This is a genomic window from Bacillus sp. V26 (genome assembly GCF_034296245.1).
Classification (GTDB): domain Bacteria; phylum Bacillota; class Bacilli; order Bacillales; family Bacillaceae; genus Bacillus; species Bacillus halotolerans.
Window position 1 is genome coordinate 230959 of sequence record NZ_JAXKQF010000005.1, and the last position, 23851, is coordinate 254809.

Annotated in this window: 23 protein-coding genes and 1 pseudogene; 12 read left to right on the top strand and 12 right to left on the bottom strand. The window is 45.7% G+C overall.

Annotation, left to right across the window (positions count from 1 at the left end; translation table 11 throughout):
* Positions 1-12 precede the first annotated feature (12 nt).
* Together srfAD and UJ203_RS15935 are read left to right on the top strand one after the other, a co-directional pair.
* Positions 13-741 carry a surfactin biosynthesis thioesterase SrfAD gene (gene srfAD, locus UJ203_RS15930; protein WP_059291975.1) on the top strand — a complete coding sequence of 243 codons (729 nt, stop codon included), beginning with the start codon at positions 13-15 and terminating at the stop codon, positions 739-741.
* A gap of 103 nt (positions 742-844) precedes the next feature.
* The gene (locus tag UJ203_RS15935) at positions 845-2089 is read left to right on the top strand and encodes an MFS transporter (protein WP_322012302.1); all 1245 of its coding nucleotides are present in this window, start codon (positions 845-847) and stop codon (positions 2087-2089) included.
* 87 nt (positions 2090-2176) lie between these two features.
* On the opposite strand, the gene UJ203_RS15940 is transcribed toward UJ203_RS15935, so the two are convergent.
* Complete coding sequence (locus tag UJ203_RS15940; protein WP_305934630.1) at positions 2177-2707, bottom strand: YcxB family protein; 531 nt, start codon at positions 2705-2707, stop codon at positions 2177-2179.
* Between the two features lie 49 nt (positions 2708-2756).
* A complete protein-coding gene (locus UJ203_RS15945; RefSeq protein ID WP_044161909.1) occupies positions 2757-3698 on the bottom strand; it encodes a DMT family transporter in 942 nt (313 codons plus the stop codon).
* Positions 3699-3821: 123 nt separating this feature from the next.
* On the opposite strand from UJ203_RS15945, the gene UJ203_RS15950 reads away from it, so the two are divergent.
* The gene (locus UJ203_RS15950) at positions 3822-5156 is read left to right on the top strand and encodes a PLP-dependent aminotransferase family protein (protein WP_305934629.1); all 1335 of its coding nucleotides are present in this window, start codon (positions 3822-3824) and stop codon (positions 5154-5156) included.
* Here UJ203_RS15950 and UJ203_RS15955 read toward each other — a convergent pair.
* From UJ203_RS15955 to UJ203_RS15980, 6 genes are all read right to left on the bottom strand, one after another.
* On the bottom strand, positions 5151-5825 hold the full coding sequence (locus UJ203_RS15955) for a 4'-phosphopantetheinyl transferase family protein (RefSeq protein ID WP_059291970.1): 675 nt from the start codon (positions 5823-5825) through the stop codon (positions 5151-5153). The genes UJ203_RS15950 and UJ203_RS15955 overlap by 6 nt on opposite strands.
* A 104-nt stretch (positions 5826-5929) precedes the next feature.
* Positions 5930-6577 carry a YczE/YyaS/YitT family protein gene (locus tag UJ203_RS15960; protein ID WP_024120192.1) on the bottom strand — a complete coding sequence of 216 codons (648 nt, stop codon included), beginning with the start codon at positions 6575-6577 and terminating at the stop codon, positions 5930-5932.
* 124 nt (positions 6578-6701) lie between these two features.
* Positions 6702-7445 (bottom strand): cystine ABC transporter ATP-binding protein TcyC, encoded by a 744-nt coding sequence (tcyC, locus tag UJ203_RS15965; RefSeq protein WP_105991514.1) that lies wholly within the window; start codon positions 7443-7445, stop codon positions 6702-6704.
* Between the two features lie 13 nt (positions 7446-7458).
* Positions 7459-8163 carry a cystine ABC transporter permease TcyB gene (gene tcyB, locus UJ203_RS15970; RefSeq protein WP_024120194.1) on the bottom strand — a complete coding sequence of 235 codons (705 nt, stop codon included), beginning with the start codon at positions 8161-8163 and terminating at the stop codon, positions 7459-7461.
* Positions 8150-8956: a cystine ABC transporter substrate-binding lipoprotein TcyA gene (gene tcyA / locus UJ203_RS15975; protein ID WP_322012312.1), complete on the bottom strand. Its 807-nt coding sequence runs from the start codon at positions 8954-8956 to the stop codon at positions 8150-8152. The genes tcyB and tcyA overlap by 14 nt, the downstream gene beginning before the upstream one ends.
* 115 nt (positions 8957-9071) lie before the next feature.
* Entirely contained in the window at positions 9072-9944 is an 873-nt protein-coding gene (locus UJ203_RS15980) for a LysR family transcriptional regulator (RefSeq protein WP_322012315.1), read from the bottom strand.
* 88 nt (positions 9945-10032) lie between these two features.
* On the opposite strand from UJ203_RS15980, the pseudogene UJ203_RS15985 reads away from it, so the two are divergent.
* The 5 genes and pseudogenes from UJ203_RS15985 to UJ203_RS16005 all read left to right on the top strand — a co-directional run bounded on the left by UJ203_RS15985 (position 10033) and on the right by UJ203_RS16005 (position 13699).
* A pseudogene (locus tag UJ203_RS15985) lies at positions 10033-10648 on the top strand (non-oxidative hydroxyarylic acid decarboxylases subunit B).
* 2 nt (positions 10649-10650) lie between these two features.
* Positions 10651-12072, top strand: a complete 1422-nt coding sequence (gene bsdC / locus UJ203_RS15990; protein ID WP_024120198.1) for a phenolic acid decarboxylase BsdC — start codon at positions 10651-10653, stop codon at positions 12070-12072.
* A 17-nt stretch (positions 12073-12089) separates the two neighbouring features.
* Entirely contained in the window at positions 12090-12317 is a 228-nt protein-coding gene (gene bsdD / locus UJ203_RS15995; protein ID WP_268511269.1) for a phenolic acid decarboxylase subunit BsdD, read from the top strand.
* A complete protein-coding gene (locus tag UJ203_RS16000; protein ID WP_322012435.1) occupies positions 12314-12778 on the top strand; it encodes a pyridoxamine 5'-phosphate oxidase family protein in 465 nt (154 codons plus the stop codon). Before bsdD ends, UJ203_RS16000 begins: the two co-directional genes overlap by 4 nt.
* 75 nt (positions 12779-12853) lie before the next feature.
* A complete protein-coding gene (locus UJ203_RS16005; protein WP_322012319.1) occupies positions 12854-13699 on the top strand; it encodes an alpha/beta hydrolase in 846 nt (281 codons plus the stop codon).
* A gap of 35 nt (positions 13700-13734) precedes the next feature.
* Here UJ203_RS16005 and UJ203_RS16010 read toward each other — a convergent pair whose 3' ends face one another.
* Complete coding sequence (locus UJ203_RS16010; RefSeq protein WP_044161897.1) at positions 13735-15213, bottom strand: peptide MFS transporter; 1479 nt, start codon at positions 15211-15213, stop codon at positions 13735-13737.
* Between the two features lie 279 nt (positions 15214-15492).
* On the opposite strand from UJ203_RS16010, the gene UJ203_RS16015 reads away from it, so the two are divergent.
* Positions 15493-17247 (top strand): right-handed parallel beta-helix repeat-containing protein, encoded by a 1755-nt coding sequence (locus UJ203_RS16015; protein WP_322012322.1) that lies wholly within the window; start codon positions 15493-15495, stop codon positions 17245-17247.
* 16 nt (positions 17248-17263) lie between these two features.
* On the opposite strand, the gene UJ203_RS16020 is transcribed toward UJ203_RS16015, so the two are convergent.
* Positions 17264-17485: a hypothetical protein gene (locus tag UJ203_RS16020; protein ID WP_024120204.1), complete on the bottom strand. Its 222-nt coding sequence runs from the start codon at positions 17483-17485 to the stop codon at positions 17264-17266.
* A 126-nt stretch (positions 17486-17611) separates the two neighbouring features.
* Here UJ203_RS16020 and gerKA point away from each other — a divergent pair, with 126 nt between their 5' ends.
* From gerKA to UJ203_RS16035, 3 genes are read left to right on the top strand one after another with little or no spacing between them, the layout of a single operon-like run.
* Positions 17612-19240, top strand: a complete 1629-nt coding sequence (gene gerKA / locus UJ203_RS16025; protein WP_322012327.1) for a spore germination protein GerKA — start codon at positions 17612-17614, stop codon at positions 19238-19240.
* A complete protein-coding gene (locus tag UJ203_RS16030; RefSeq protein WP_322012329.1) occupies positions 19230-20453 on the top strand; it encodes a Ger(x)C family spore germination protein in 1224 nt (407 codons plus the stop codon). The genes gerKA and UJ203_RS16030 overlap by 11 nt, the downstream gene beginning before the upstream one ends.
* Before the next feature lie 22 nt (positions 20454-20475).
* The gene (locus UJ203_RS16035) at positions 20476-21600 is read left to right on the top strand and encodes a GerAB/ArcD/ProY family transporter (protein ID WP_305934623.1); all 1125 of its coding nucleotides are present in this window, start codon (positions 20476-20478) and stop codon (positions 21598-21600) included.
* 102 nt (positions 21601-21702) lie between these two features.
* On the opposite strand, the gene UJ203_RS16040 is transcribed toward UJ203_RS16035, so the two are convergent.
* Together UJ203_RS16040 and UJ203_RS16045 are read right to left on the bottom strand one after the other, a co-directional pair.
* Positions 21703-22383: an ABC transporter ATP-binding protein gene (locus tag UJ203_RS16040; protein ID WP_305934622.1), complete on the bottom strand. Its 681-nt coding sequence runs from the start codon at positions 22381-22383 to the stop codon at positions 21703-21705.
* 15 nt (positions 22384-22398) lie between these two features.
* Positions 22399-23850: an ABC transporter permease gene (locus tag UJ203_RS16045; RefSeq protein ID WP_322012332.1), complete on the bottom strand. Its 1452-nt coding sequence runs from the start codon at positions 23848-23850 to the stop codon at positions 22399-22401.
* Position 23851 lies beyond the last annotated feature (1 nt).

Here is a 23851-nt window from a genome sequence, read left to right on the forward strand (position 1 = left end):
GGGAGCCGGCCAATGAGCCAACTCTTCAAATCATTTGATGCATCGGAAAAAACGCAGCTGATCTGTTTTCCGTTTGCCGGCGGCTACTCGGCGTCATTTCGCCCTCTCCATGCTTTTTTGCAGGGGGAGTGTGAAATGCTTGCAGCTGAACCGCCCGGGCACGGCACGAATCAGACGTCAGCCGTTGAGGATCTCGAGCAGCTGACTGATTTGTACAAGCAAGAATTACATTTGCATCCAGATCGGCCGTTTGTGCTGTTCGGGCACAGCATGGGCGGCATGATCACCTTCAGGCTGGCACAAAAACTGGAGCGTGAAGGCATTTTTCCGCAGGCTGTGATTATTTCTGCGATTCAGCCGCCGCATATTCAGCGGAAAAAAGTATCGCATTTGCCTGATGATCAATTTCTCGATCATATTATCAAATTAGGCGGAATGCCCGCAGAGCTCGTTGAAAATAAAGAAGTTATGTCATTTTTCCTTCCTTCGTTCAGATCGGATTACCGGGCTCTTGAACAATTCGAGCTTAACGACATGACACCAATCCAATCGCCGGTCCACGTCTTTAACGGACTGAATGACGAAAAATGCATCCGGGATGCGGAAGGCTGGAAGAAGTGGGCGAAACACATCACGTTCCATGAATTTGACGGCGGGCATATGTTTCTGCTGTCAAATACGGAGGAAGTGGCGGAACGGATTTTTGCGATTTTGAATCAGCATCCGATTTCCAGTTCCTAATGAAAAAGCGGACAGCACTGTGCTGTTCGCTTTTTTTATATAGAATGTAAATTTTTTCATGATATAATAGTCGCAATACTCAAATAAAGGAAGGTCAGGAAAAATGTCTCGGCACATCCTTCGCGCGTCTCCTAAGATGAAATGGTTAGTATTGCTGTTCACGTTTGTCTTCGCCATCGGAATGAACTCATTCAGAAATTCCTTTCAATTTTTTATGCTCCCGATGGCAGAGACCTTTCACGCCGACCGGTCGCTGATTTCGGCTTCCGTCAGCATTTTTATGATCACAACAGGTGTCGTTCAGTTTTTTGTCGGCTTTTTTATTGACCGGTTCAGCGTCAGAAAGATTATGGGGATCGGCGCCATTTGTATCAGCGCAAGCTTTTTGGCGCTTCCGCATTCGCCGAATGTCCATCTATTTTCCGTGATCTACGGAGTGCTCGGCGGAATCGGCTATTCCTGCGCGGTTGGCGTGACGACACAGTATTTTATCAGCCGCTGGTTTGACACGCATAAAGGCTTGGCGCTCGCCATTTTGACCAATGCAAATTCAGCCGGTTTGCTGCTGCTGTCACCGATTTGGGCTGCGGCTCCTTACTATGCAGGCTGGCAAACTGCGTATACAATATTGGGCATTTTCTTAGCGGCTGTCCTGCTGCCTCTTTTGGTCTTCGGAATGAAGCACCCGCCCAATGTCCAAGGGCAGTCCGTGAAAAAATCTTATGACTGGCAGGGATTTTGGAAGGTGTTAAAGCAGTCCCGCCTCATTCATATCCTGTACTTCGGCGTATTTACGTGCGGATTTACGATGGGAATCATTGATGCTCATCTCGTTCCAATGCTGGAGGATGCGCATGTCTCTCATATCAACGGAATGATGGCTGCATTCGGGGCATTTATTATCATCGGGGGATTATTGGCAGGATGGCTGTCAGATTTGCTTGGCAGCAGAAGCATGATGCTGTCCATTTTGTTTTTCATTCGTCTCATCAGCTTGATCTGCCTGCTCGTTCCCGCACTCGGCATTCATAACAGTGAGCTCTGGTACTTGGGCTTTACGCTGTTATTCGGACTCAGCTACACAGGCGTGATCCCGCTGACTGCTGCGTCCATTTCTGAAAGCTTTCAAACCGGGCTTATCGGCTCGCTCCTAGGCATCAATTTCTTTATCCATCAAATCGCCGGCGCTCTCAGTGTGTATGTGGGCGGATTGTTTTTTGACATGAATCATAATTATTTGCTGATTATTGTTGTGTGTTTGGTGCTTGTAAGTTTATCAGCATTATTGGAGCTGGCGCCAATCAAAAAAAACAATCATGTTCATAACGAAGAGAGTGTTGAGGGGTAAATCTCCATTAGCTGAAGAGAATGTTACTCAATGGAGCGGCATATCTCATTAACATAAAAAAGAGGGAAAACCCTCTTTTTAAATTTGTCATTTTACTTTTTTGGCACGTACATGTTCTTTTACAAGCTGTCTGAATGAGTGGAGCTCATTTTCGAATACAAAAAAACGTTTAGGAACTAAGATGACCTGGTGACTAGAAGTTTTGATAGAGAAAAAGTGTTTATATTCTGCAACTGCCTTTATTTCATCCCATTCAAACAATGTACTATAGTTTTTGGATTGAATTTGAATGCCTTGCCGGTTAATGGTATATGTCCTTTTGCGTTTTAGCCGTTTATTGTTCTTATAGCTGGTACGCAGCCTTATATAATGAAAAGCAATCAAAAGCAATGTAAAGATCAAGGATAGAATCGCTATGAAAATACCATTATATATCACTTCGAGTGTTTCGCTTTCATAAACGGTAATCGGAAATCCATAAAGCGAATACACCAATAAAGATAGAAGAAAAATATAAATAAAATAAAACAATGCTGATATTCTTTGCCGGGATAAAAAGTAACATCTCATATCTTGTAATGAAATGGCTCCCTCTAGGAAGAAACTGTGTTGAATCATTCTTACACTGCACCTCAAACCATTTTTTCTTCAACTCTAACATAACATCTCATTTGTTCATAGAAATGGATTTTTCGGTTTGCTTTCTTTTTCGGAGACCGGCATTGCTTCCCAGCACGCCGATGATAATACAAACCGCACCGGCAAGGTGATACCAGGCTAGGCTTTCGTTCAAAACCACAACTCCGGCAATCATCGTCACGATGGTGGACAAATGATTAAAGGCGCTCATTTTAAACGCCTCAATCCGGGACAGCGCATAGTTGGACATAAACGAAGTAACGAGCGAGGATAACACGCCCAAATACACTATCGCGAGGATAAAGCCGGGTTCCCGGAATGGATGGAAGTAAGTGCCGACCGTTCCGGAAGCGCCGTGCCGAACCAAGGCGATGGCATTGAAGACGACAAATCCAATCGCTGACATGATGTAGGTGAGCTCTATCAGCCGGAAACGCTGTGTCATTTTTCTTGCGGCGGTATTGTACATAGCTGAAGACAGAGCGGACAAGAGAATGAGTACAGATCCCTTTAGGCTGGCCGATTCAACGTTCACGCCCTTCATCACAAAAATAAACATGACCCCCGCAACTGATAACACGGTGAAGCCTTTTTGAGCCCACGTCGATCGCTCTTTTAAAAAATAAGCGGCAAAGACCATTGTGAAAATCGGAATCGATGCCTGAATGATCCCGGCTTCAGAGGATGACGAGTACACCAGGCCGAATGCCTGAAAGCTGAAAAACAGCGCCGGATACAGCAGGGCGAGCGGCAAAATAGCCATTACATCTTTTAAACGGATGGACAGCTTCACCCATCCGAATAAGACAGGTATAGTAGCCGCTGCAAACGCAAGGGTGAACCGGTGTGCAAGAATATCAAATGGTTCTGCCGATTGCAGCGCGATTTTTACGAAAAGAAAGGATAACCCGATAATCAAAGCGTTTAACATAGCTGCAAGATAAGCTGAGGTTTGCTGGTTTTTATACATACAGGAAGTGCTCCTTTATATAAATAATAGAGCCGGCCGCTCCCTTTTATTGTATGGGGTGGATAGGAACGGTACAATGAGAAAAACAATGAACTGTACCGGTACAAAACAGGGGGAGAAAGAATGGAGAAGTATATCAGTGTCTTCATACAGATAGAGGAAATGATGCAAAGCAGTGTCTATCAAGAAGGAGACAGGCTGCCTTCCATCAGGCAGCTGTCCGCCCGCTATCAAGTCAGCAAAAGCACGGTGATCCGCGCGCTGCAAGAGCTGGAAAAACGCCATCTCATCTATTCTGTTCCGAAAAGCGGCTATTATCTTGTGAAAAAGACGAGGAAGCCGCATCACGGCAAGTCAGGCCCAATCGACTTTGCAACGTCTGCGCCGGACCCTGATATTTTTCCGTATGTGGATTTTCAGCATTGCATCAACAAAGCGATTGATACATACAAGCATGATTTGTTTCTCTACGGAACGCCGAAGGGCCTCCCGTCGCTCATCCATGTACTGCGAAAGCTGTTTGCTGATCAGCAGGTATTTGCGGACGAGCGGCATATGTTTATCACATCCGGCGTCCAGCAGGCACTATCCCTGCTATGTGCAATGCCGTTTCCCAATGGGAAAGAGAAGATCGCCATTGAACAGCCAGGCTATCATTTGATGATTGAACAGCTGGAAACACTGGGCATCCCTGCATTCGGGATAAAAAGAACGGAGCAGGGGCTTGATTTAGCGGAAGTCGAGCGGCTGTTTCAAACAGAACCGATCAAATTTTTTTATACGATGCCACGCTTCCATAACCCGCTTGGGAGCTCACTGGCCGAACGGGACAAACGAGAGCTGGTAAGATTGGCGGCAGCCTATGACGTCTATCTTGTTGAGGATGACTATCTCGGTGATCTCGAGGAAAATAAAAAGGCAGACCCGCTGTACGCATACGATCTGTCCTCACATGTGATTTATTTAAAAAGCTTTTCAAAAATGATATTTCCCGGCCTTCGCGTGGGGGCCGCCGTTTTGCCAAATGCGCTGACTGACACATTTCATACGTACAAAAAGCTGAACGACATTGACTGCTCGATGATTTCTCAAGCCGCGTTAGAAATTTACATCAAAAGCGGAATGTTCGGCAGGCACAAGGAGAAAATCAGAAATTCCTATAAGGAACGGTTCCTCAGGCTTCATGAAGCCATTCAAACTCACGGACAATCGAGCCGCGGCCGCTTTCTATTTTCCAGCGGCCAGGCCCCGTGCATGCATACCCATCTGGTGCTTCCTGAGGACCTGCCGGCATCAAGAGTGATTCAAAAGATGAAAAAACAAGAGGTTCTCCTTGAAGCGATTGACCGCCATTATTTATCAGACTATCCGAAAGAAAATCTATTAAAAATCAATCTTTCCAATGTGAAGACTGAAGATATTGAGCGCGGCATTAAGCTGCTGATGAGCCATTTATAAAAGCGCTTCGTACGAGATCATCGTGATGTCCTCCGGGAAATCAGGTCGGGCGGCGCACACAGCCATTTTATAGCCGGGATCTACCTCATACGTTTTGATAAAGCAAGGCGTATGGTGTTCCGGAAGCTCGACGGATACTCGGCCATCCTCATGCAGGCGCACGGAGAAGGAGTCAAGCGGCAGCGACAGGCCTTTGCCTTCCTGCTTGATAAAGCTCTCTTTCATAGACCATAGATGATAAAAATAATCGTTTTGCTCGTCTTTATGTTTGGATAAAAGATCGCTGTACTCGTTCTTCGAAAAGAAACGTTCGGCAATCCCGAGGCTGATTGGCTTCATTTTTTCAATATCGACGCCGATCGGATCTGAATCAAACGCGCCGATGACCCAATGGCCGGAGTGGGAAATGTTAAAGTGGGCATTGGGGAGGTCAGGGATGCAAGGCTTCCCGTATTCCTGCGCGCTGAATCGGATATCGGCTTTATTCAGCTGGTACTGCTCGCTGATGACAGAGCGAACAAGCACATCTCCCAGCAGGGTGCGGTGAGCATCTTCTTTATGATAAAATCTCCGGCATTTCTCCCGTTTTTCAGCGGAAACGAAAGACATCAGCCGATCCGATTCTGCCTGTGAAAGCGGGCGGTCCATATAAATTCCGTAAATTTTCATTCTAGATCCTCCGTCTGCAAAAGATTGTCAAAACCATCCTATCATACTTCAACAAGACTCATATAGAGGAGAAAATAAAAAAACAAAGCCGAAGCGGCTTTGTTTTAGTGTATAGGCGGAGTTGCTTTCACAGCGGCTGTCCGCCTTGCCACAGCATAATTCAGCAGCTGGATTGATTGCGGCAATGAAAAGCGCAAAATGATACCGGTGAGGATGGCGGTTAAAATTGTACCTAACCCGATCGGACCGCCCATGCCCCATGCTGCAAACAAAATTGTTATTTCCATGCCGTTCCGCACCCATTGCACATTCCAGCCGGTTTTTTCTGTAATCAGCATCATCAGTGAATCACGCGGCCCCGCGCCAAGGCCCGCTGATACATAAACACCGACGCCGTAGCCAATCAGCAGCACGCCGAGAGAGAAGACGATGACGGAGCCTGTGTAGGTGGAGGGGGCAGGCAGAAGAAAATTGAAAAAATCTATAAAAACACCAATAAGCACCATGTTCAGGATCGCCCCAATTTTTGGCCAGGCCCTCGTAAACAACGATGTGAATCCGACGATGAGCGCTCCAATAATGATGGACCACTGGCCGACGGTAAGCCCGAAGTGCTGAAACAGGCTGTAATGAAATGCATCCCACGGACTGATCCCCAGCGTTTTTCCTTCTATCGTAAGGGATACACCAAAAGACAAAATAAGCAGACCGGCAAAATAAAATGTCCAGCGCAGAACAAGTTCTCGCTTCACGTGAAGTCCCTTCTTTCGTAAAAATCAATCGATTGTCATTGTAGCATATCTGACAAAAGGGCGGAATAGGCGAAAGGGGCTCAACAAAAAAACAGGGCCGCCGGCAGGCGCCCTGTTTAAGGTTTTACAACGGGTTCAAAATCCGATTCAAAAACCGCTGGGTCCGTTCTTCTTTTGGAGCAGAGAAAATTTCCTCAGGCGGCCCCTGCTCCACGATGACGCCGCCGTCTATGAAGACGACTTCGTCCGCCACTTCCTGGGCGAATTTGATTTCGTGGGTAACAACGACCATGGTCCAGCCTTCATTGGCTAAATCCTTGATAACCTTCAGTACGTCACCCACAAGCTCAGGGTCAAGCGCTGAGGTCGGTTCGTCAAACAGCATCAGCTCAGGCTGAATTGCCAGTGCGCGGGCGATGCCGACGCGCTGCTGCTGGCCGCCGGAAAGCTGGAACGGATATAAATCCATTTTGTCCTTCAATCCGACTTTCTCCAGAAGCTGAATCGCTTCTTTTCTGACTTCCTCTTTGTTTCGTTTTTGCACCTGAACGGGGCCTTCCATCACGTTTTCAAGGGCTGTGCGGTGAGGGAAGAGGTGATACGCCTGAAACACCATTCCCGATTTCCGGCGGAGCTGAAGGATATCCGACTGCTTCACTTTCTTTGAAAAATCGATGGAGAAATCATCAAATGCAAGCTCCCCGCGATTCGGGATCTCCAGCGCGTTCAGACAGCGAAGCAGCGTCGTTTTCCCTGAACCGGAAGGCCCAAGTATAGCGATGACTTTTCCTTTTTCTATCTTCATATCTATCTTTTTTAAAATTTCATTTTGACCGAATGATTTGTTTAATCCTTTAACGGAAAGCATACTCGGAACCTCCTTATTTGGCCACGTAGCGGTCAAGACGCCGTTCGATGACATGCTGGACGAGCGAAAGCAAGAAGCAGATCATCCAATAAATAAAGGCCGCTTCAATATAAATGACTAAAATCTGATCGAGATTGCGCGCGCCGATTTCCTGAGCTTTTCTGAACAGCTCAGCGACGAGAATCTGAGATGCAAGAGATGTATCTTTGATCAGGCTGATAAAGGTATTGGATAATGGCGGGATCGACACACGAAACGCCTGCGGCAAAATGACGCGGAACAGCGTCTTCTGGTGTGTCATGCCGATGGTATAGCCAGCTTCCCATTGCCCCTTCGGCACGGATAAAATAGATGCCCTGATGATTTCAGATGCATAGGCGCCGACGTTTAAGGAAAAGGCAATGACTGCGCTTGGAAAAGGATCTAGTGTAATGTTAAAGGCCGGGAACAGATAGAAAATGATGAACAATTGAACGAGTAGTGGAGTGCCGCGTACGGCGGATACGTATACGCTGAACACCCATCTCAAAGGTCTCACTTTCGACATTCTGGCAAGCGCCGTAATCAGCGCCAGTATCATTCCGAATATAAAGGAAAGAATCGTAAGGGGAATCGTATAGTAGATTCCCCCTGAAAGTATCGGCCAGAATGACTGCTGCACCAGATCCCACGGGATCGCCGTGCCAAGCGTCAGTGCCGGTATATTATTTAGAAACATCTTCGCCGAACCATTTTTTAGAGATTTTAGAAAGAGTCCCGTCCTCTTTCATTTCTTTTAATGCATTGTTGACTTGGTCGACAACCTCGCCGCTTCCTTTACGGAACGTGAAATACGTTTCCTGCGGATCGCCTGTTTCAAACGCGATTTTTACGTTTTTGTTGCCTGATGTTTTTAAATAGTTTAATACGGCAAGCTTATCGTTGTACGTCATGTCGACGCGGCCTTGCTGGATCATTTGAAGGGCCTGCGCCATGCCTTCAACGCCTTCTACTTTCGCGCCGGCATTTGCAGCTAGTTTGTTATAGTTGCTTGTCAGTGATTGAGCTGACGTTTTTCCTTTTACGTCTTTTTCAGACTTAATATCGTTGTTGTCTTTTTTCGTCACGACAACAGCTCTTGATGTTGTGTATTTGTCTGAGAAGTCATATTGGTTTTCACGATCTGTTTTTCCGACTTGGTTGGCAACGACGTCAAACCGTTTGGAATTCAGTCCTGCAAACATACTGTCCCACTGTGTTTCCTTGAATTCGGCTTTCAGTCCAAGGCGTTTTGCGACTTCTGTGATGACTTCCACGTCATAGCCAGTCAGCTTGTCAGTGTCTTTGTCATGATAAGTGAACGGTTCGTACGTTCCTTCTGTACCGACTGTCAGTACGCCTTTTTTCTTAATTGAAGCCCAAAGATCGCCGTTTTTTCCGTTATCTTTTGACTGATTGTCATTTCCTGCTCCGCAAGCTGCGAGAACTGCAATGCTTACGACCATGAATAAAGCTAAAAGTGCTTTTTTCATTCTATTCCCCACTTTTCTGATTAATTTTGTTGAAATGAAAAAATAGCTTACAAATCTAAAGGATAACTTTTTTTTAGTATGAGTCAAGTATTTGGTTTTCATGAGACAAAAACACTTAAAATAAATTCAAAAATTGCTGTACCGGTTTTGGCAAATAACTGTCAGTTCTCCACATGACAGCCGGTGTCATAACAAAGGGGTTGTTTTCGATTTTAACTGTGTGAATGTGGTTTCTCATATGAACAGGAATCATGGTGACGGGCAGAATGGACGCGCCAAATCCTGATGAGACGAGACTGAGCAGTGTTGCTGAGTCGTGGCATTCACAAACAATACGCGGCTCCAGCTGAAGACGCTGAAATTCATTCATAACCTGGTTATAAACGCCTTTTCCGTTCACAGGCCGCAGCAGAATCAGCGGGAAAGAAGGGATGTCCTCCATTTGAATGGTGTCTCCGCATGTATACCCGGCATCATCAGAAAGAACGAGCACACATGGAATGTCGTCAAGCTTTTTAAATTGGACGGTATCGCTTTTTATCATGGTTGTCGTGACAGCGGCGTCGATTTGCCGGCTTTCCAGCAGCTCTAACAGCGTTGCCGGTTCGTTCTCCCAAATATTAAAGGTGAGGTGCGGATATCTTTCTTTCATTTGCGTCACCTTCTCAAGCATAAGAGAGGCGCAATAAATCGTCGAACCCACAGCCAGCGTGCCGGCAACCTCCTCCCTCAGCTCTTGTACCTCAATGACCGCATCTTCAAACCTGTGCAGAATCTCTTTGGCTCTTTTGAGAAAAATGCTTCCTTCATATGTAAGAGTCATTTGTTTTTTCTTATTACGGTCAAACAATACAACACCCAGCTCATCCTCCAGCTGTTTGAGCTGCCTGCTTAGCGGCGGCTGCGCCATATGGAGTTTTTTGGCGGCAGAGGTGATCTTTTGTTCTTGGGCAATGGTAATGAAATATCGCAGCTGACGAATGTCCAAAGAAGGGCCTCCTTTTATATACCTTTTAGGTATTGATTATAGATTTAACGAATATTTTTCATATGGATATATCAGGAGTATGATTGAAATGAAGACAGAATTCAAGCGTGAAGGAGGGGCAAAATTTGAAACTCGTTGTCGGAATGACAGGGGCAACAGGGGCTATCTTCGGTGTCAGGCTATTAGAATGGCTGAAGGCAGCGGAAGTGGAAACCCATCTCGTTGTGTCTCCTTGGGCTAACGTTACCATCAAACATGAAACAGGCTACACGTTAAAAGAAGTTGAAAAGCTGGCCACATACACATACTCGCACAAGGACCAGGCGGCTGCCATCTCCAGCGGCTCGTTTGATACCGATGGCATGATTGTGGCGCCGTGCAGTATGAAATCGCTTGCGAGCATCCGCACCGGGATGGCGGATAATCTGCTGACTCGCTCGGCTGATGTCATGCTGAAAGAGCGGAAAAAGCTCGTTCTCTTAACAAGAGAGACACCTTTGAACCAGATTCATCTCGAAAATATGCTTGCACTCACAAAAATGGGGACGATTATTCTTCCTCCTATGCCGGCGTTTTATAATCAGCCGAGCAGCTTAGAAGAAATGGTTGACCATATTGTATTCAGAACTTTGGACCAATTCGGCCTGCGCCTTTCTGAGGCAAAGCGCTGGAATGGAATTGAAAAACAAAAAGGAGGAGCTTGATGATGGCTTATCAAGATTTCAGAGAATTTCTCGCTGCCCTTGAAAAAGAGGGACAATTGTTAACGGTGAATGAAGAGGTAAAGCCTGAGCCTGATCTGGGAGCAGCTGCACGGGCAGCCAGCAACCTCGGCGATAAAAGCCCTGCACTGTTATTTAACAATATTTACGGCTACAACAATGCGCAAATCGCGATGAATGTCATCGGCTCTTGGCCGAACCACGCGATGATGCTGGGACTGCCGAAAGATACACCGGTGAAAGAACAGTTTTTTGAATTTGCGAAGCGATATGAACAGTTTCCGATGCCTGTCAAACGCGAAGAAACAGCGCCATTTCATGAAAATGAAATCACAGAGGACATCAATTTGTTCGATATCCTGCCTCTTTTCAGGATTAACCAAGGAGACGGCGGTTACTATTTAGACAAAGCATGCGTCATCTCCCGCGACCTTGAGGACCCTGACAACTTCGGCAAACAGAATGTCGGCATATACAGAATGCAGGTAAAGGGAAAAGACCGCCTCGGTATTCAGCCTGTGCCGCAGCATGATATTGCAATCCATCTGCGCCAAGCCGAAGAACGCGGCATCAATCTTCCGGTCACGATTGCGCTCGGATGTGAACCGGTCATTACAACCGCGGCATCCACTCCGCTTCTCTATGATCAATCCGAATACGAAATGGCGGGAGCAATCCAAGGAGAACCGTACCGCATCGTAAAATCAAAGCTGTCTGACCTTGATATTCCATGGGGAGCAGAAGTTGTGCTCGAGGGAGAAATCATTGCCGGAGAACGTGAATATGAAGGGCCATTCGGTGAATTTACAGGGCACTATTCCGGCGGACGCAGCATGCCGATTATCAAAATTAACCGCGTGTATCACAGAAACAACCCGATTTTTGAACATTTATACTTAGGCATGCCGTGGACAGAATGTGATTACATGATCGGCATTAATACTTGTGTGCCGCTGTATCAGCAGTTAAAAGAAGCGTATCCGAATGAAATTGTGGCTGTGAACGCCATGTACACACATGGTTTAATCGCGATTGTATCAACAAAAAACCGCTATGGCGGATTTGCGAAAGCGGTCGGCATGCGCGCGCTCACAACCCCGCACGGACTAGGCTACTGCAAAATGGTTATCGTTGTTGACGAGGATGTCGATCCATTCAACCTGCCGCAGGTCATGTGGGCGCTCTCTACAAAAATGCACCCGAAACACGATGCGGTCATTATACCGGATTTATCTGTCCTGCCGCTTGACCCGGGATCCAATCCATCAGGAATCACGCACAAAATGATTCTTGATGCCACAACACCTGTTGCGCCGGAAACAAGAGGCCATTATTCACAGCCGCTTGATTCTCCATTAACAACAAAAGAATGGGAACAAAAACTAATGGACTTGATGAATAAATAAGGAAAGGATGATTCGACATGCATACATGTCCTCGATGTGATTCAAAAAAAGGAGAAGTCATGAGTAAATCGCCTGTAGAAGGAGCATGGGAAGTCTATCAATGCCAAACATGTTTTTTTACATGGAGATCATGTGAACCGGAAAGTATTACAAATCCGCAAAAATATAATCCGGCCTTTAAAATCGATCCAAAAGAAACAGAAACAGCGGTTGAAGTTCCCGCTGTTCCGGAACGAAAGGCCTGATCGGCGTGAACCGACTATCAGACCGTCTCTTTGAGCTGCTTGACGGGGAACGTTTGAAAGAAAAGCAGCATGAAGCCTTCGTTCTGCACACGGTATCGGAGGACGGCTGGCCGCATGCCGCTATGATCAGCGCCGGAGAAATCATCGCTCTGAATCGGACGGATATCCGGATCGCCCTGTGGAAAAACACAGAGACCGCGGGAAATATCCTTCGCACGGGACAAGCCCAGCTTACTGCATGGTGGAAAGGAGCCGCTCATTACGTGAAACTGCAATGTGAGCCGCTCCCGCCGCTGAACGATGCGGTCTATGACAGGGAACGCTTTGCCTGCCGTATCGCTTCAGCTAAGGAGGATGTTGCAAAGTACGCTGATATAACTTCCGGGGTCAGGATACAGCTTCACAATGCTGAAGAGGTGCTGAACAGATGGGAAGCAACGCTTGAGGAATTAAAACGATAAATGAAAAAGCCTGACGCCATGCGTCAGGCTTTTATTAGTATAATGAACCATATAAAGATAAAGGGGGCGTGAGGAATGGTCACAAAGGGGATCTGTCATTTAGACGGTTTTGATTTATCTTATTGTATTGAAGGAGAGGGCGCGCCGATTCTCGTAATCGGCAGTGCGGTTTACTACCCGCGTCTATTTCATCAGGATATCAAACAGAAATATCAATGGATATTTGCCGATCACAGGGGTTTTGCCAAGCCGGCGCGGGCGCTGCGGCCGGAAGATCAAAGCCTGGATGCAGTTTTGGACGATATTGAAGCGATAAGACGCCATCTTCAGCTTAAGGATGTTATCATCATGGGACATTCTGGGCACGCGTTTATGGCATTAGAATACGCCAGAAAGTACCCTGAGCATGTGCGAAAGGCCGTGCTCCTCAATTCAGCGCCTGATAACAGTCAAAAGAGACAGCGGGACAGTGAAGCGTTTTTTAGGGAAACAGCCAGCCCCGAGAGAAAGAAACGCTTCGAAAAAGATATTGCAAGTTTAGCAGGTGACATAGAAAAAGATCCTGAAAGGCGTTTCGTGCACATGTGCATTCGAGCTGAAGCGAAAAGCTTTTATAAAGAGAGGCCGAATGCGGCAGCTTTATGGGAAGGTGTTGACACCAATATGCCGATCATAGATGAATTATGGGGACATACATTCGCGCAGATGAACCTCATACAGCGGTTAGCAGACGTTCATGTTCCTGTCTATATCGGTTTAGGCAGATATGACTATTTGGTTGCTCCTGTATCGTTGTGGGATGCCGTTGACGGTATATATCCGCATGTGAAGAAGGTCATCTTTGAAAAGAGCGGGCACCAGCCGATGCTGGAGGAACCGCAGACCTTCGGGCAAAGCTTAATGGAATGGATAGAAAAATAAAAATCCCGCAGGGCTGATCTGCGGGATTTTCTTTATTATAAGATACCTTTCATCGCACGTTTGATGATCGGTGAGATCAGCAGCAGAATGCCGCCGAGTATGATAGAAATCAAGCCGATGGTACCGAAGTAAGTTGTTTCAGGTATTTTATCAAACAACCCGGCTACTTGGGCATTGATTGCCTGGGCTGCTGCGTTAGTCAGAAACCACATACTCATTGTCTGTGCAGAGAATGCAGCTGGCGCCAGTTTCGTTGTCACGGATAAACCGACTGGAGACAGGCACAGCTCTCCAAGCACGACAAGCAGGAAGCTGAGAACGAGCCACAGCGGGCTTACGAGTGCTTCTTTCCCTTGCATAGCCGGGAATACCATAATGATAAATGACAATCCGGCTAAAATAATTCCGATTGAGAATTTAACTGGTGTAGACGGCTGGCGTTTGCCAAGCTTCATCCAAAGCCATGCGAAAATTGGTGCGAAAATGACGATAAACAAGGGGTTTAATGATTGGAACCAAGATGACTGAAGTTCTATTCCGCCCAATGAAAGTCTTATGCGTTCATCAGCGTATACCGCAAGAATGGTCGCTCCTTGTTCCTGAATGGCCCAGAACATGACAGCACCGATAAACAAAGGAACGTAAGCAGCAAGACGAGATTTTTCTGTTTTGTCCGCTTTTTTGCTTGTAAACATGATGATGAAATAAATAACAGGAATCAAAATACCGAGAATACTTACAAGGTCGATGAAACGGTTGATCGTCAGCACGCCTGTTTGTACAGAGATCATCACTGCGATCGCCACAATGATAACACCGATTCCGGTGCCAATTGCAGATTTTTTAGACAGCGGATTCGGGACATTTGAACCTGCAGGCCCGAGGTTTTTCTTTCTTGTCAAAGCAAATACGATAAGTCCAAGAAGCATTCCGACCGCGGCAGCTCCGAAGCCGAGATGATAGTTGTACTTCTGTCCGAGTGTTCCGACAATTAACGGCGCGAGTAAACCGCCGAGGTTAATCCCCATGTAGAAAATACTGAAACCTGAGTCGCGGCGCGGGTCTTCTTTCGTGTAAAGATCTCCAACGACGCTCGAAACGTTTGGTTTTAATAAGCCTGTTCCGATAATGATAAGCACCATGCTGATATAGAATGCTATCGCGCTGCCCGGATAGGCGAGTGCAATGTGGCCGAACATAATAAATATGCCGCCGTAAAACACGGTGTTTGCGGTACCGAATACCCGATCAGCGAGCCATCCGCCAATAATAGTGGACATGTATACGAGTGATCCGTAAATCGACATAATGGCAACCGCAGTGCCTTTGTCAAAGCCAAGCCCTCCGTTTACCGTCTCTGTATACAAATAGTAAAGCAAGATTGCTCTCATTCCATAGTAAGAGAAACGCTCCCAAAATTCGGTGAAAAATAGTGTAAATAGTCCTCGCGGGTGACCAAAGAACCCTTTTTGCGGGACGCTTTTAATGATACTTTCGTTATCAATCGAAGCCATGTCAGCCAAACCCTTTCTTAAAAAAGTGTATTATAAAAATCATATTCTTATATAATACTTGTGTCAATATAAATTATACTCATTTCAAGAAGTTCCAGAATGGAAAAACTATAAAGGTAGAAAATAGTGAGTTTTTCCTGTTTCTTATGTCTCATTTTGTTACATTTTCTAACGATAGTATTTCTTTATACTTTTTTAATAAAATTTTAGAGAAATGTACAAGCAGATCGGGCTGCCGCGAATATCATGGTAACAATCATGCGGGAGGAGGTTGGATCATTGGCTGAATTCATCTTGAATGCAGCAGATTTCGGTATTTCAGGGGACGGCAAAACGGATTCGACAGAACTGATTAATCAGTGCCTAAGCGCGGCTGCTTCAAAGGGGTACCATACAGTCTGGTTCCCGAAAGGAACATATTTAATTGACGGGACGCTTGGAGGGGATGCGAACCAGGTGTTTCGCAACGCTGGGATTATTGTTCCCGGCAATCTTAATATCGTCATGGACTCTGAGTGTATCATCAAAGTCATTCCGAACAGCTCCTGGGGGTATTCTGCATTTTATGTAGGCAAGCAAGAGAATATAACCATTTCCGGTGGACAAATTATCGGCGAGCGCGACGAGCATACGTATGCGTCCGCGGGGATAAGGTCAACCCATGAATGGGGCTTCGGCATTTGTATTGAAGGGTGTTCGAATGTTGTCGTTGATGATGTTAATATTTCTGATTTTACTGGAGATGGGATCATTATCAGTCCGCGGGGCTTAAAGACAAATAACGATTATCGAACATCAGAGCACATTACCATCCGCCGCTGTAAGGTTCGGCGATCGAGGAGAAATAACATTTCGATTACCGGATGTGACACAGTTACGGTGGAGGGCTGCGTGATTGAAGGTGCCGGAACGGGAAATGGAACAGCGCCGAAATTCGGAATTGATATTGAAGGATATGGTGAAGGAAATATTGATTATGAGGAACCGCTCAATGTCTCAATTCGAAATAACTATTTTAATGGAAACGTTTCAAGTTCTGTGACCAATTTTAATGGGTACGGCATTTCAATAGAAGGAAACCACTCAGACAATACGATCAGCTATGGGTACGGCACTCAAACGGTCATTAAGGGGAATATTCTCAGAAGGGCGGAAGACGCGGCTGCGGCGCCTAGAGTCGGGATTACCGGATTGGGTGTTTCACAAGGAAAAGAAAGCAGTGATGCAGTGATCGCCGGCAACCTCATTACCGGATTTTCAACCGGAATTGATGTCAGAGGAAAGAGCGTTCTTGTCACGAACAACAAAATCAGCAATTTTGAAAACACAGGGATATTGGTTTATCAATCTTCCGACGTAAAGGTAGACGGCAACCAGATTCAAAACGGACTTTCTGAAACAAGGCGCAGTACCGGCCTTCGAGCGGTGCTGTCTGATAATACCGCATTTCTGAATAACTGTCTTATTCAAGTCATCGACGGGGTGAACATTTCAGGAGGCGATATGATCATTAAAGACAATGTGCTGAGAAAATTCAGCCGCGGCATTTGGATCGCTCAAGGAAGCGCGTTGATCGAAGGAAATACGCTTAACCCCGACGCGTTTGAAGCGGCCCTTGAATCGTATGCCGTTTCTGTCACAAACAATGCTGGCGCCATTATTAAAAACAATACATTTAAAAACTTTAAAAATTACCCGATTTACTGTACGACAAGTGCAAAAACCTCTATTATCGGAAACCACTTTGAAAGATCTCCTCTTTTAGTGACCATCTATATCAGTACCGGCGTTCATGACATTTTTGATAACACTCTTTCAGTCAATAGAACAGCCGGCAGACCGATTGTGATTTATCTCAACGGCTCCTCAGGCTCTATCATTTCAGGGAACACCATCAATAACCTCTCCGCAAGCACAGCGGTGGCCATTCAAACGGACACCTCAACCAATTCCACCATCATCGGAAATCGAATCATCAAAGGAACCATCACCAACAACAGCGGAGATAAGGTAAATGGAAATATTATCGTCTGAACAAAAGCGCCTCGCTCTAGGGGCTTTTTTTGTTCGATTTATAGATCACGAATATCTCTCTCACCAATAACAAAACAAAAAATAAAAGCATCATCCATTCCGCAAACGATGTCATCTTGAAGCTGGACATATTATTATAAATGGCTTTTCCCAAACTGAATCCTTGAAGCATGTCCATGAAAACTGAAATCACCAACAAACAAATTAATAAAACAGCCGTTATGCCTAATATTTTCATCCTTCATCACCCTCCGCTTTTAGTGTCTATCTTTATGAGAGAGTTATACCCGCTCGCCAGTCACATGCATAATCTTAAGGCTAACAGGAAGAATATGAGAAAACGATAAGGAAAGGTATTTTGTGTATGCCGTCATTTTTTAAGCAAAAGAAAAATACCGAAACGAAAGACAGCCAGAAACAAGAAGATAAGAATCAGCAGAAGAGAGAAGAAGGGCCGATTCTGGCTTCTTCAAGTTTGGCGAAAAATGTGGCGGACATGAAGAAGAAAGTCGGAAGCAGCTCTGATGTTATTATTCGGGAAGTGAAAGCAGGGGAACAGGATGAAGTTCACCTGGCCATTATTTATATCGCGGGTTTGGTCGATAATAACACGATACATGAATCGTTAATCGAGCCTTTGATTCAGGATCAAACCATCCAAAACGCCCATGCGATCAAGCAGATCCTTGAAAAAACGCTTCCGCTGGGCGGAGTAAAAGCTGAAAAGAGCTGGGAGAAGCTGTTCACTGAATTGATGCTTGGAAATGCGCTGGTTTTTGCGGACGGGTCTGATGAGGCGCTTATCTGCAGCACCCAGGGGGGAGAGCACCGTTCCATACAAGAGCCGAGCACCCAGGTGTCATTCCGGGGCCCGCGCCAAGGGTTTACAGAGTCCTTGCAAACCAATATTTCCATGATTCGGCGATACATTAAAAATCCCAATGTATGGGTCGAAAAAATGAAAATCGGTTCTGTGACAAATACGGATATCGCGCTGATGTACATTCACGGCATTTGTGATGAAAAGGTGCTGAAGGAAGTGAGGCAGCGCCTGAAAAAAATAGACATTGACAGTATTTTAGAATCCGGATACATCGAGCAGCTGATCGAAGACGAAACGTTTACGACGTTTCCGACCATGTATCACACGGAACGCCCTGACGTCGTCGCAGGAAATCTATTAGAAGGAAGATTTGCAATCGTTGTGGACGGAACACCGTTTGTTCTGATTGCCCCAGCCTTATTTATTCAATTTTTTCAGTCGGTTGAAGATTATTATTCACGCTTTGACATTGCGACAAGTATACGGATTCTGCGGATATTTATCTTTTTTATTTCACTTGTCGCACCGGCTGTTTATGTGGCAGCCACGACGTTTCATCAGGAAATGATTCCGACACAGCTGCTAATCGTCATTGCTGCCCAGCGGGAAATCGTTCCGTTTCCGGCCGTTGTTGAAGCCATCACAATGGAGGTTGCTTTTGAGATTCTCAGGGAAGCTGGGGTCCGACTGCCGAGGGTTGTAGGATCGGCTGTTTCGATTGTAGGCGCGCTTGTTATCGGCCAAGCTGCTGTTCAGGCTGGTATCGTGTCTCCGGCTATGGTCATCATCGTTGCCATAACGGCCATTGCCAGCTTCGCAACGCCGGCGTTTGCCATGGCGATATCTGCCCGCCTCATTCGGTTTATGTTTATCATTGCTTCTGCCGTAATGGGTTTTTACGGGCTGGTATTAGGGATTATTATGATGTTTGTTCATTTATGCAGTCTGCGTTCCTTTGGTGTTCCTTATATGTCGCCGCTTGCGCCCTTTTCTTCACAAGGCGTGAAGGACACGCTGTTCCGTGTTCCTTGGTGGGCCGATCAGAAAAGGCCTGAATCCATCAGCAAAAAAGATAAGGTCCGTCAGGGGAAAGACCAGCGTCCTCAGCCGGATGGTTCACGCGGAATGGTGAACAAAGAGTTGAGAGAAGGAGATCAAGATGATACGTAAACGTGTACTAGCCGTTATCATGCTTTTGAGCATCATTGTGCTGCCCGGATGCTGGGATAAGCGTGAGCTGACAGATCTTGCGATTATTTCGGCAATCGGCATTGATCGGACAAATGAAGGGAATTACGTACTGCACTTTCAGATCATTAATCCCGGAAACGTCGCCGGAGGGCTTCAGGGCGGCGGCGCGGGAGACAGGCCGCCTATATCCGTCTATTCCATAGTAGGCGACAACATGACGGAAGCGCTCAGAAAAGCCTCTATGAAAGTATCCAGGCGGCTTTATTTTGCCCATACCAATCTGGTCGTGATCAGTGAAAAGCTGGCGAGAGAGGAAGGTTTGAATTTTGTGTTAGATAACCTTGACCGCGATACGGAATTCAGGACCACGGCAACGATTGTCATCGCTCATAAAACGAAAGCCGAAAATATTGTCAAAACGCTTACGCCGATTGATAAAATACCGTCCAATAAAGTCAATAAAACACTCGACTTCACGCAAGCGCAATATGGGCGGGTGATTAAAACCAATATCCAAGATGTCTTGAAAACACTTGCCCTCACCACAGAAGCACCGGTGATCCCCGGATACAGGATGATCGGGGACGATAAAAAAGGAGTCAGCCTGGAAAACACACAGGCGACTGACCCGCAAGCCATTCTTCAGGCGGACGGTTTGGCGGTATTCGATAAAAGAGGCCATTTAAAATATTGGATTGAAGATAAGGACAAAGTTGGGGTTGTCTGGCTTAAGAATCAAATCCAGCATACGTTTATTAATGCCGATTGGGACAAGACAAAAGATGCGGTAAGCTTACAGGTCACGCATCAGACAACAAAGCTTAACCCGGAAATACGAAACGGCCGTCCCCGCATTCATGTTCACGTGACGGTTGAAGGCATAATAGACGCAGTAAAGTATCCATTTCATTTGTCTGACCCAAAGGTGTTAGCCGATATCGAAAAAGCACTCAATAAACAGCTGGAAAAGGAAATCAACCATGCAGTTGAAAAGATAAAGGAACATAAAATCGACTTTATCGGATTCGGAGACACGATATACAGGAAGTATCCGAAGCAGTGGAAAAAAATGAGGGATACATGGGACAAAGAATATTTGCCTGATCTGCCTGTCGATGTGAAGGCGGAGACGTATATCAGAAGAACGGGGCTGCGAAATAACCCGCTCAGAAACCAGCTTAATCATGAATAGATCAAGAAAGGAGTAGTGACAGATGGAAAAAGCCAAAATCAGCATTAGGCAGCTGTTTGTCATGATGATCATTTTTGAGCTGGGCAGCTCCTTATTGATTACACCGGGAACGATGGCGGGCCGGGATGCCTGGATAGCAGTGCTATTAGGCTGTGCAGTTGGTTTATTTCTTTTTTACTTGTATCAGGGGATCTATCAATGCTATCCCGAGTTCTCCCCGAAAGAATACATGGATGATATGCTCGGCAAAAAGCTGAGCTGGTTCTTTTCGTTTCTTTATATCTTGTATTTTGCATATATTGCCGCCCGGGTGCTGCGTGATTTCGGAGAAATGCTGCTGACGTTTGCTTACCATGATACTCCGATTATCATCGTGAATGCTTTACTAATGGTGGTCAGCATATATGCCGTCAGAAAAGGAATTGAAGTGCTGGCGCGGGCGGGTGAGCTTCTCTTCGGGGCAATGTATCTATTGGGTGCGCTCGGTCTCGTGCTGATCATTGTATCGGGTTCCATAGATCTAAAAAATTTAAAACCGGTTTTAGCAGACGGGATTTTCCCTGTTATTCATTCTGTTTTTACACAAACCATGTACGTTCCGTTCGGTGAAATTGTTTTATTTGTAATGATCTTCCCTAATCTCAATGATCGCAAGAATGTCAAAAAAGTGGGGATGCTCGCTATGGTCATCAGCGGATTGGTTGTGGCGCTTACTGTAGCGATTAATATCAGTGTGCTTGATGTTGATCTGACATTGCGATCGCAGTTTCCGCTTTTAAGTACGATTCAGACAATCAAAGTGGAAGAATTTCTGGATCGGCTTGATATCTTTTTTATGCTGGCACTGATTATCGGCGGCTTCTTCAAAGTCAGCCTCTATCTGTATGCGGTGGTGGTGGGTGCGTCCACTCTTTTTAAGGAAAAAAATCCTTCACAGTTGGCATATCCAATGGGACTGGGCATACTCATCCTTTCCATCACAATTGCCACCAATTTTTCAGAGCATTTAAATGAAGGGCTGAAAGTAGTGCCTCTGTACATTCATTTGCCCTTTCAAGTGCTGTTTCCATTATTTCTGTTTATCCTCGCTGTTTGGAAAAAGAAGAGAAGAGAGAAATCAAAGCAGGCTGAAAAACAGAAACAATAAAAAGAGCGGGGGGATGCAGCCGCCGCTCTTTTTACGTTCACTTCTATATAAAAGGGGGATATAGGTTGCGCCCCTGTCTGCACTGGCAGAGGCGCGTTTTTGTTATACGACTGCGGCGTTTTCCGTCACAGTAAAGCTTCCTCGTGAAAGTCTGATGGTAATGTCAGATACCCTTGCAATTTGTTCATCATGCGTCACCATGATGATGCATTTATTTTCTTTATGCGCCAAATCCTGAAAGAGCCGCACAATTTCTTTCGACGTATCCTCGTCAAGGTTTCCGGTCGGTTCATCGGCTACGATCAAGTCCGTGTCACAGCAAAACGCTCTTGTAATGGAAACACGCTGCTGCTGTCCGCCGCTTAATGTCAGCACCTTTTGCCGGGCTTGTTTTTCATTGATGCCGACCTTCTCCAGCATCTCCAACGCATATGCTTCTTTATTCTTTTCCTTTGAACCTGTGATTTCCATGGCGGTTGTCACATTTTGCAGAGCTGTCATATATGGAAGCAGGTTGTACGCCTGAAAGACAATTGATACGTATTTATTTCTGAAATTCGTTAATCCGATTTTGGAAACAGCTTTTCCGCCATAAAGGATATGTCCTTCTTTAGGTGCGTCAAGTCCGCCTGCCAGAGACAGGAAGGTCGTTTTTCCTGTCCCTGAGGTGCCGACAATTGTATGAAATTTACCTTTTTCAAAGCTGATATTGATATCCTGAAACAAGGGCTGGCTTTTGTCCTTATACCAGTAGCTGACTTGTTGAAATTCTAATAAGCTCATTCGTTTCGCCTCTTTCTATTCCTGTTTAGTCAAGATTGTTTTCGGGTGGAGCCGCAGTACTGAAATAGACGGCAGCAGCGTTGCAATGACAGCGATTAACATTCCGATTCCGCCGAGAACAAGCATATCGTTCATCGAAACTGCCACATTCAGTGAATCAATGACGTCCGCGTTTGAAGAGCTTTGGCCGAACATTCCGTGACCCATGCCGCCCCCGGGCATTTGCCCGCTTGCGGTTTGTGTTGAATCAGTTGTTGATGAACTGATCTGCTGGGATAAGAGCTGATTGCCGAGCTGGTTGGCGACCAGATTTCCAGTCACTGATGCAATGCCGATGGTCACAACAGCCACGATCATAATCTCAGTTAAGAACTGGCCAATCAGCTTCCACCGTTTTTCACCGATAGCCATTAATACACCCATCTCATATTTGCGCTCTCTGATTGACATCATGACAATGAGGCCAAGAATGACAGCGCCTGCCACTGATACAAGGTACACAACGTTTTTAGAGAAAGATGCTACATTTTCGATCGGGCCGACCATTTGCTGGTAAAGCTGATCGTTTGTATTTAATGTAAACGTATCAAAGTCAATTGACGTTTTCTTCGCTGCTTTTACGAATGCATCAATATGTTCAGCATCGTCCATATCATAAACAGCGGAATCAATCGTGTTTTTATAATCGTCACCTTTCAGAGCCGCTGTTGCTGTGTAAGGTGTGTAAAGCTTATTGTAAGGATTTAAGAATGAGAAATTCTGGGCTTGGTCATCGCCTGAAGACGTTGTTTTATAAATACCGACAATCTTCAGTTTGACTGTTGTATCTTCGTCTGTTGCTGATTCTATTGTGATGGAATCCCCAACGCTTACATTATTTTCTTCTGCTAATGTTTCATTGATCACTGTGACGTTTTTGCCGACATCAGATTTTGTAATCGCGCGCCCGTCTGTGATTTTTGAATCTCCGTCAGAGAATTCCTCTAACAGCGACGTGCTGATGACACCTTCAATCGAAAGATCGGCTTGAACCATTTGTTTTCCGCCTTGCATTGGAGCGCCTTTTGTATCGCTTGAGCTTGAGTCTGTGCTCGAATCACTAGAGCTTGAGCTTTCAATCGCATCGAAGTTTCCGGCGTTGGCTGAAGCTGACGTAATGAAGTTGTAGCTCTTCACATGATCAAGCGCTGTCAGCTTATTGGCATCAGACACTTTTATCGGTGTAGATTCGAAGCTGCGTTTTTCACCGCTGTCCTGCTGCTTCTCCATTTGTTTTTGGCGGTCAACTTGAAGCGTAACGCTTCCGCCCAGCTCCTGTCTGGCAAGGTCGCTGGATTTTTGAGCTGCTGACTGGATCGTGAGGCCAGACAGAACAAATATACAAATCACTGTAAACACAAATAACTGCAAAAACGTTTTTCCTTTTTTGGCCTTCATGTTCCAAAAAGCCCGTTTGATAAAATTCATT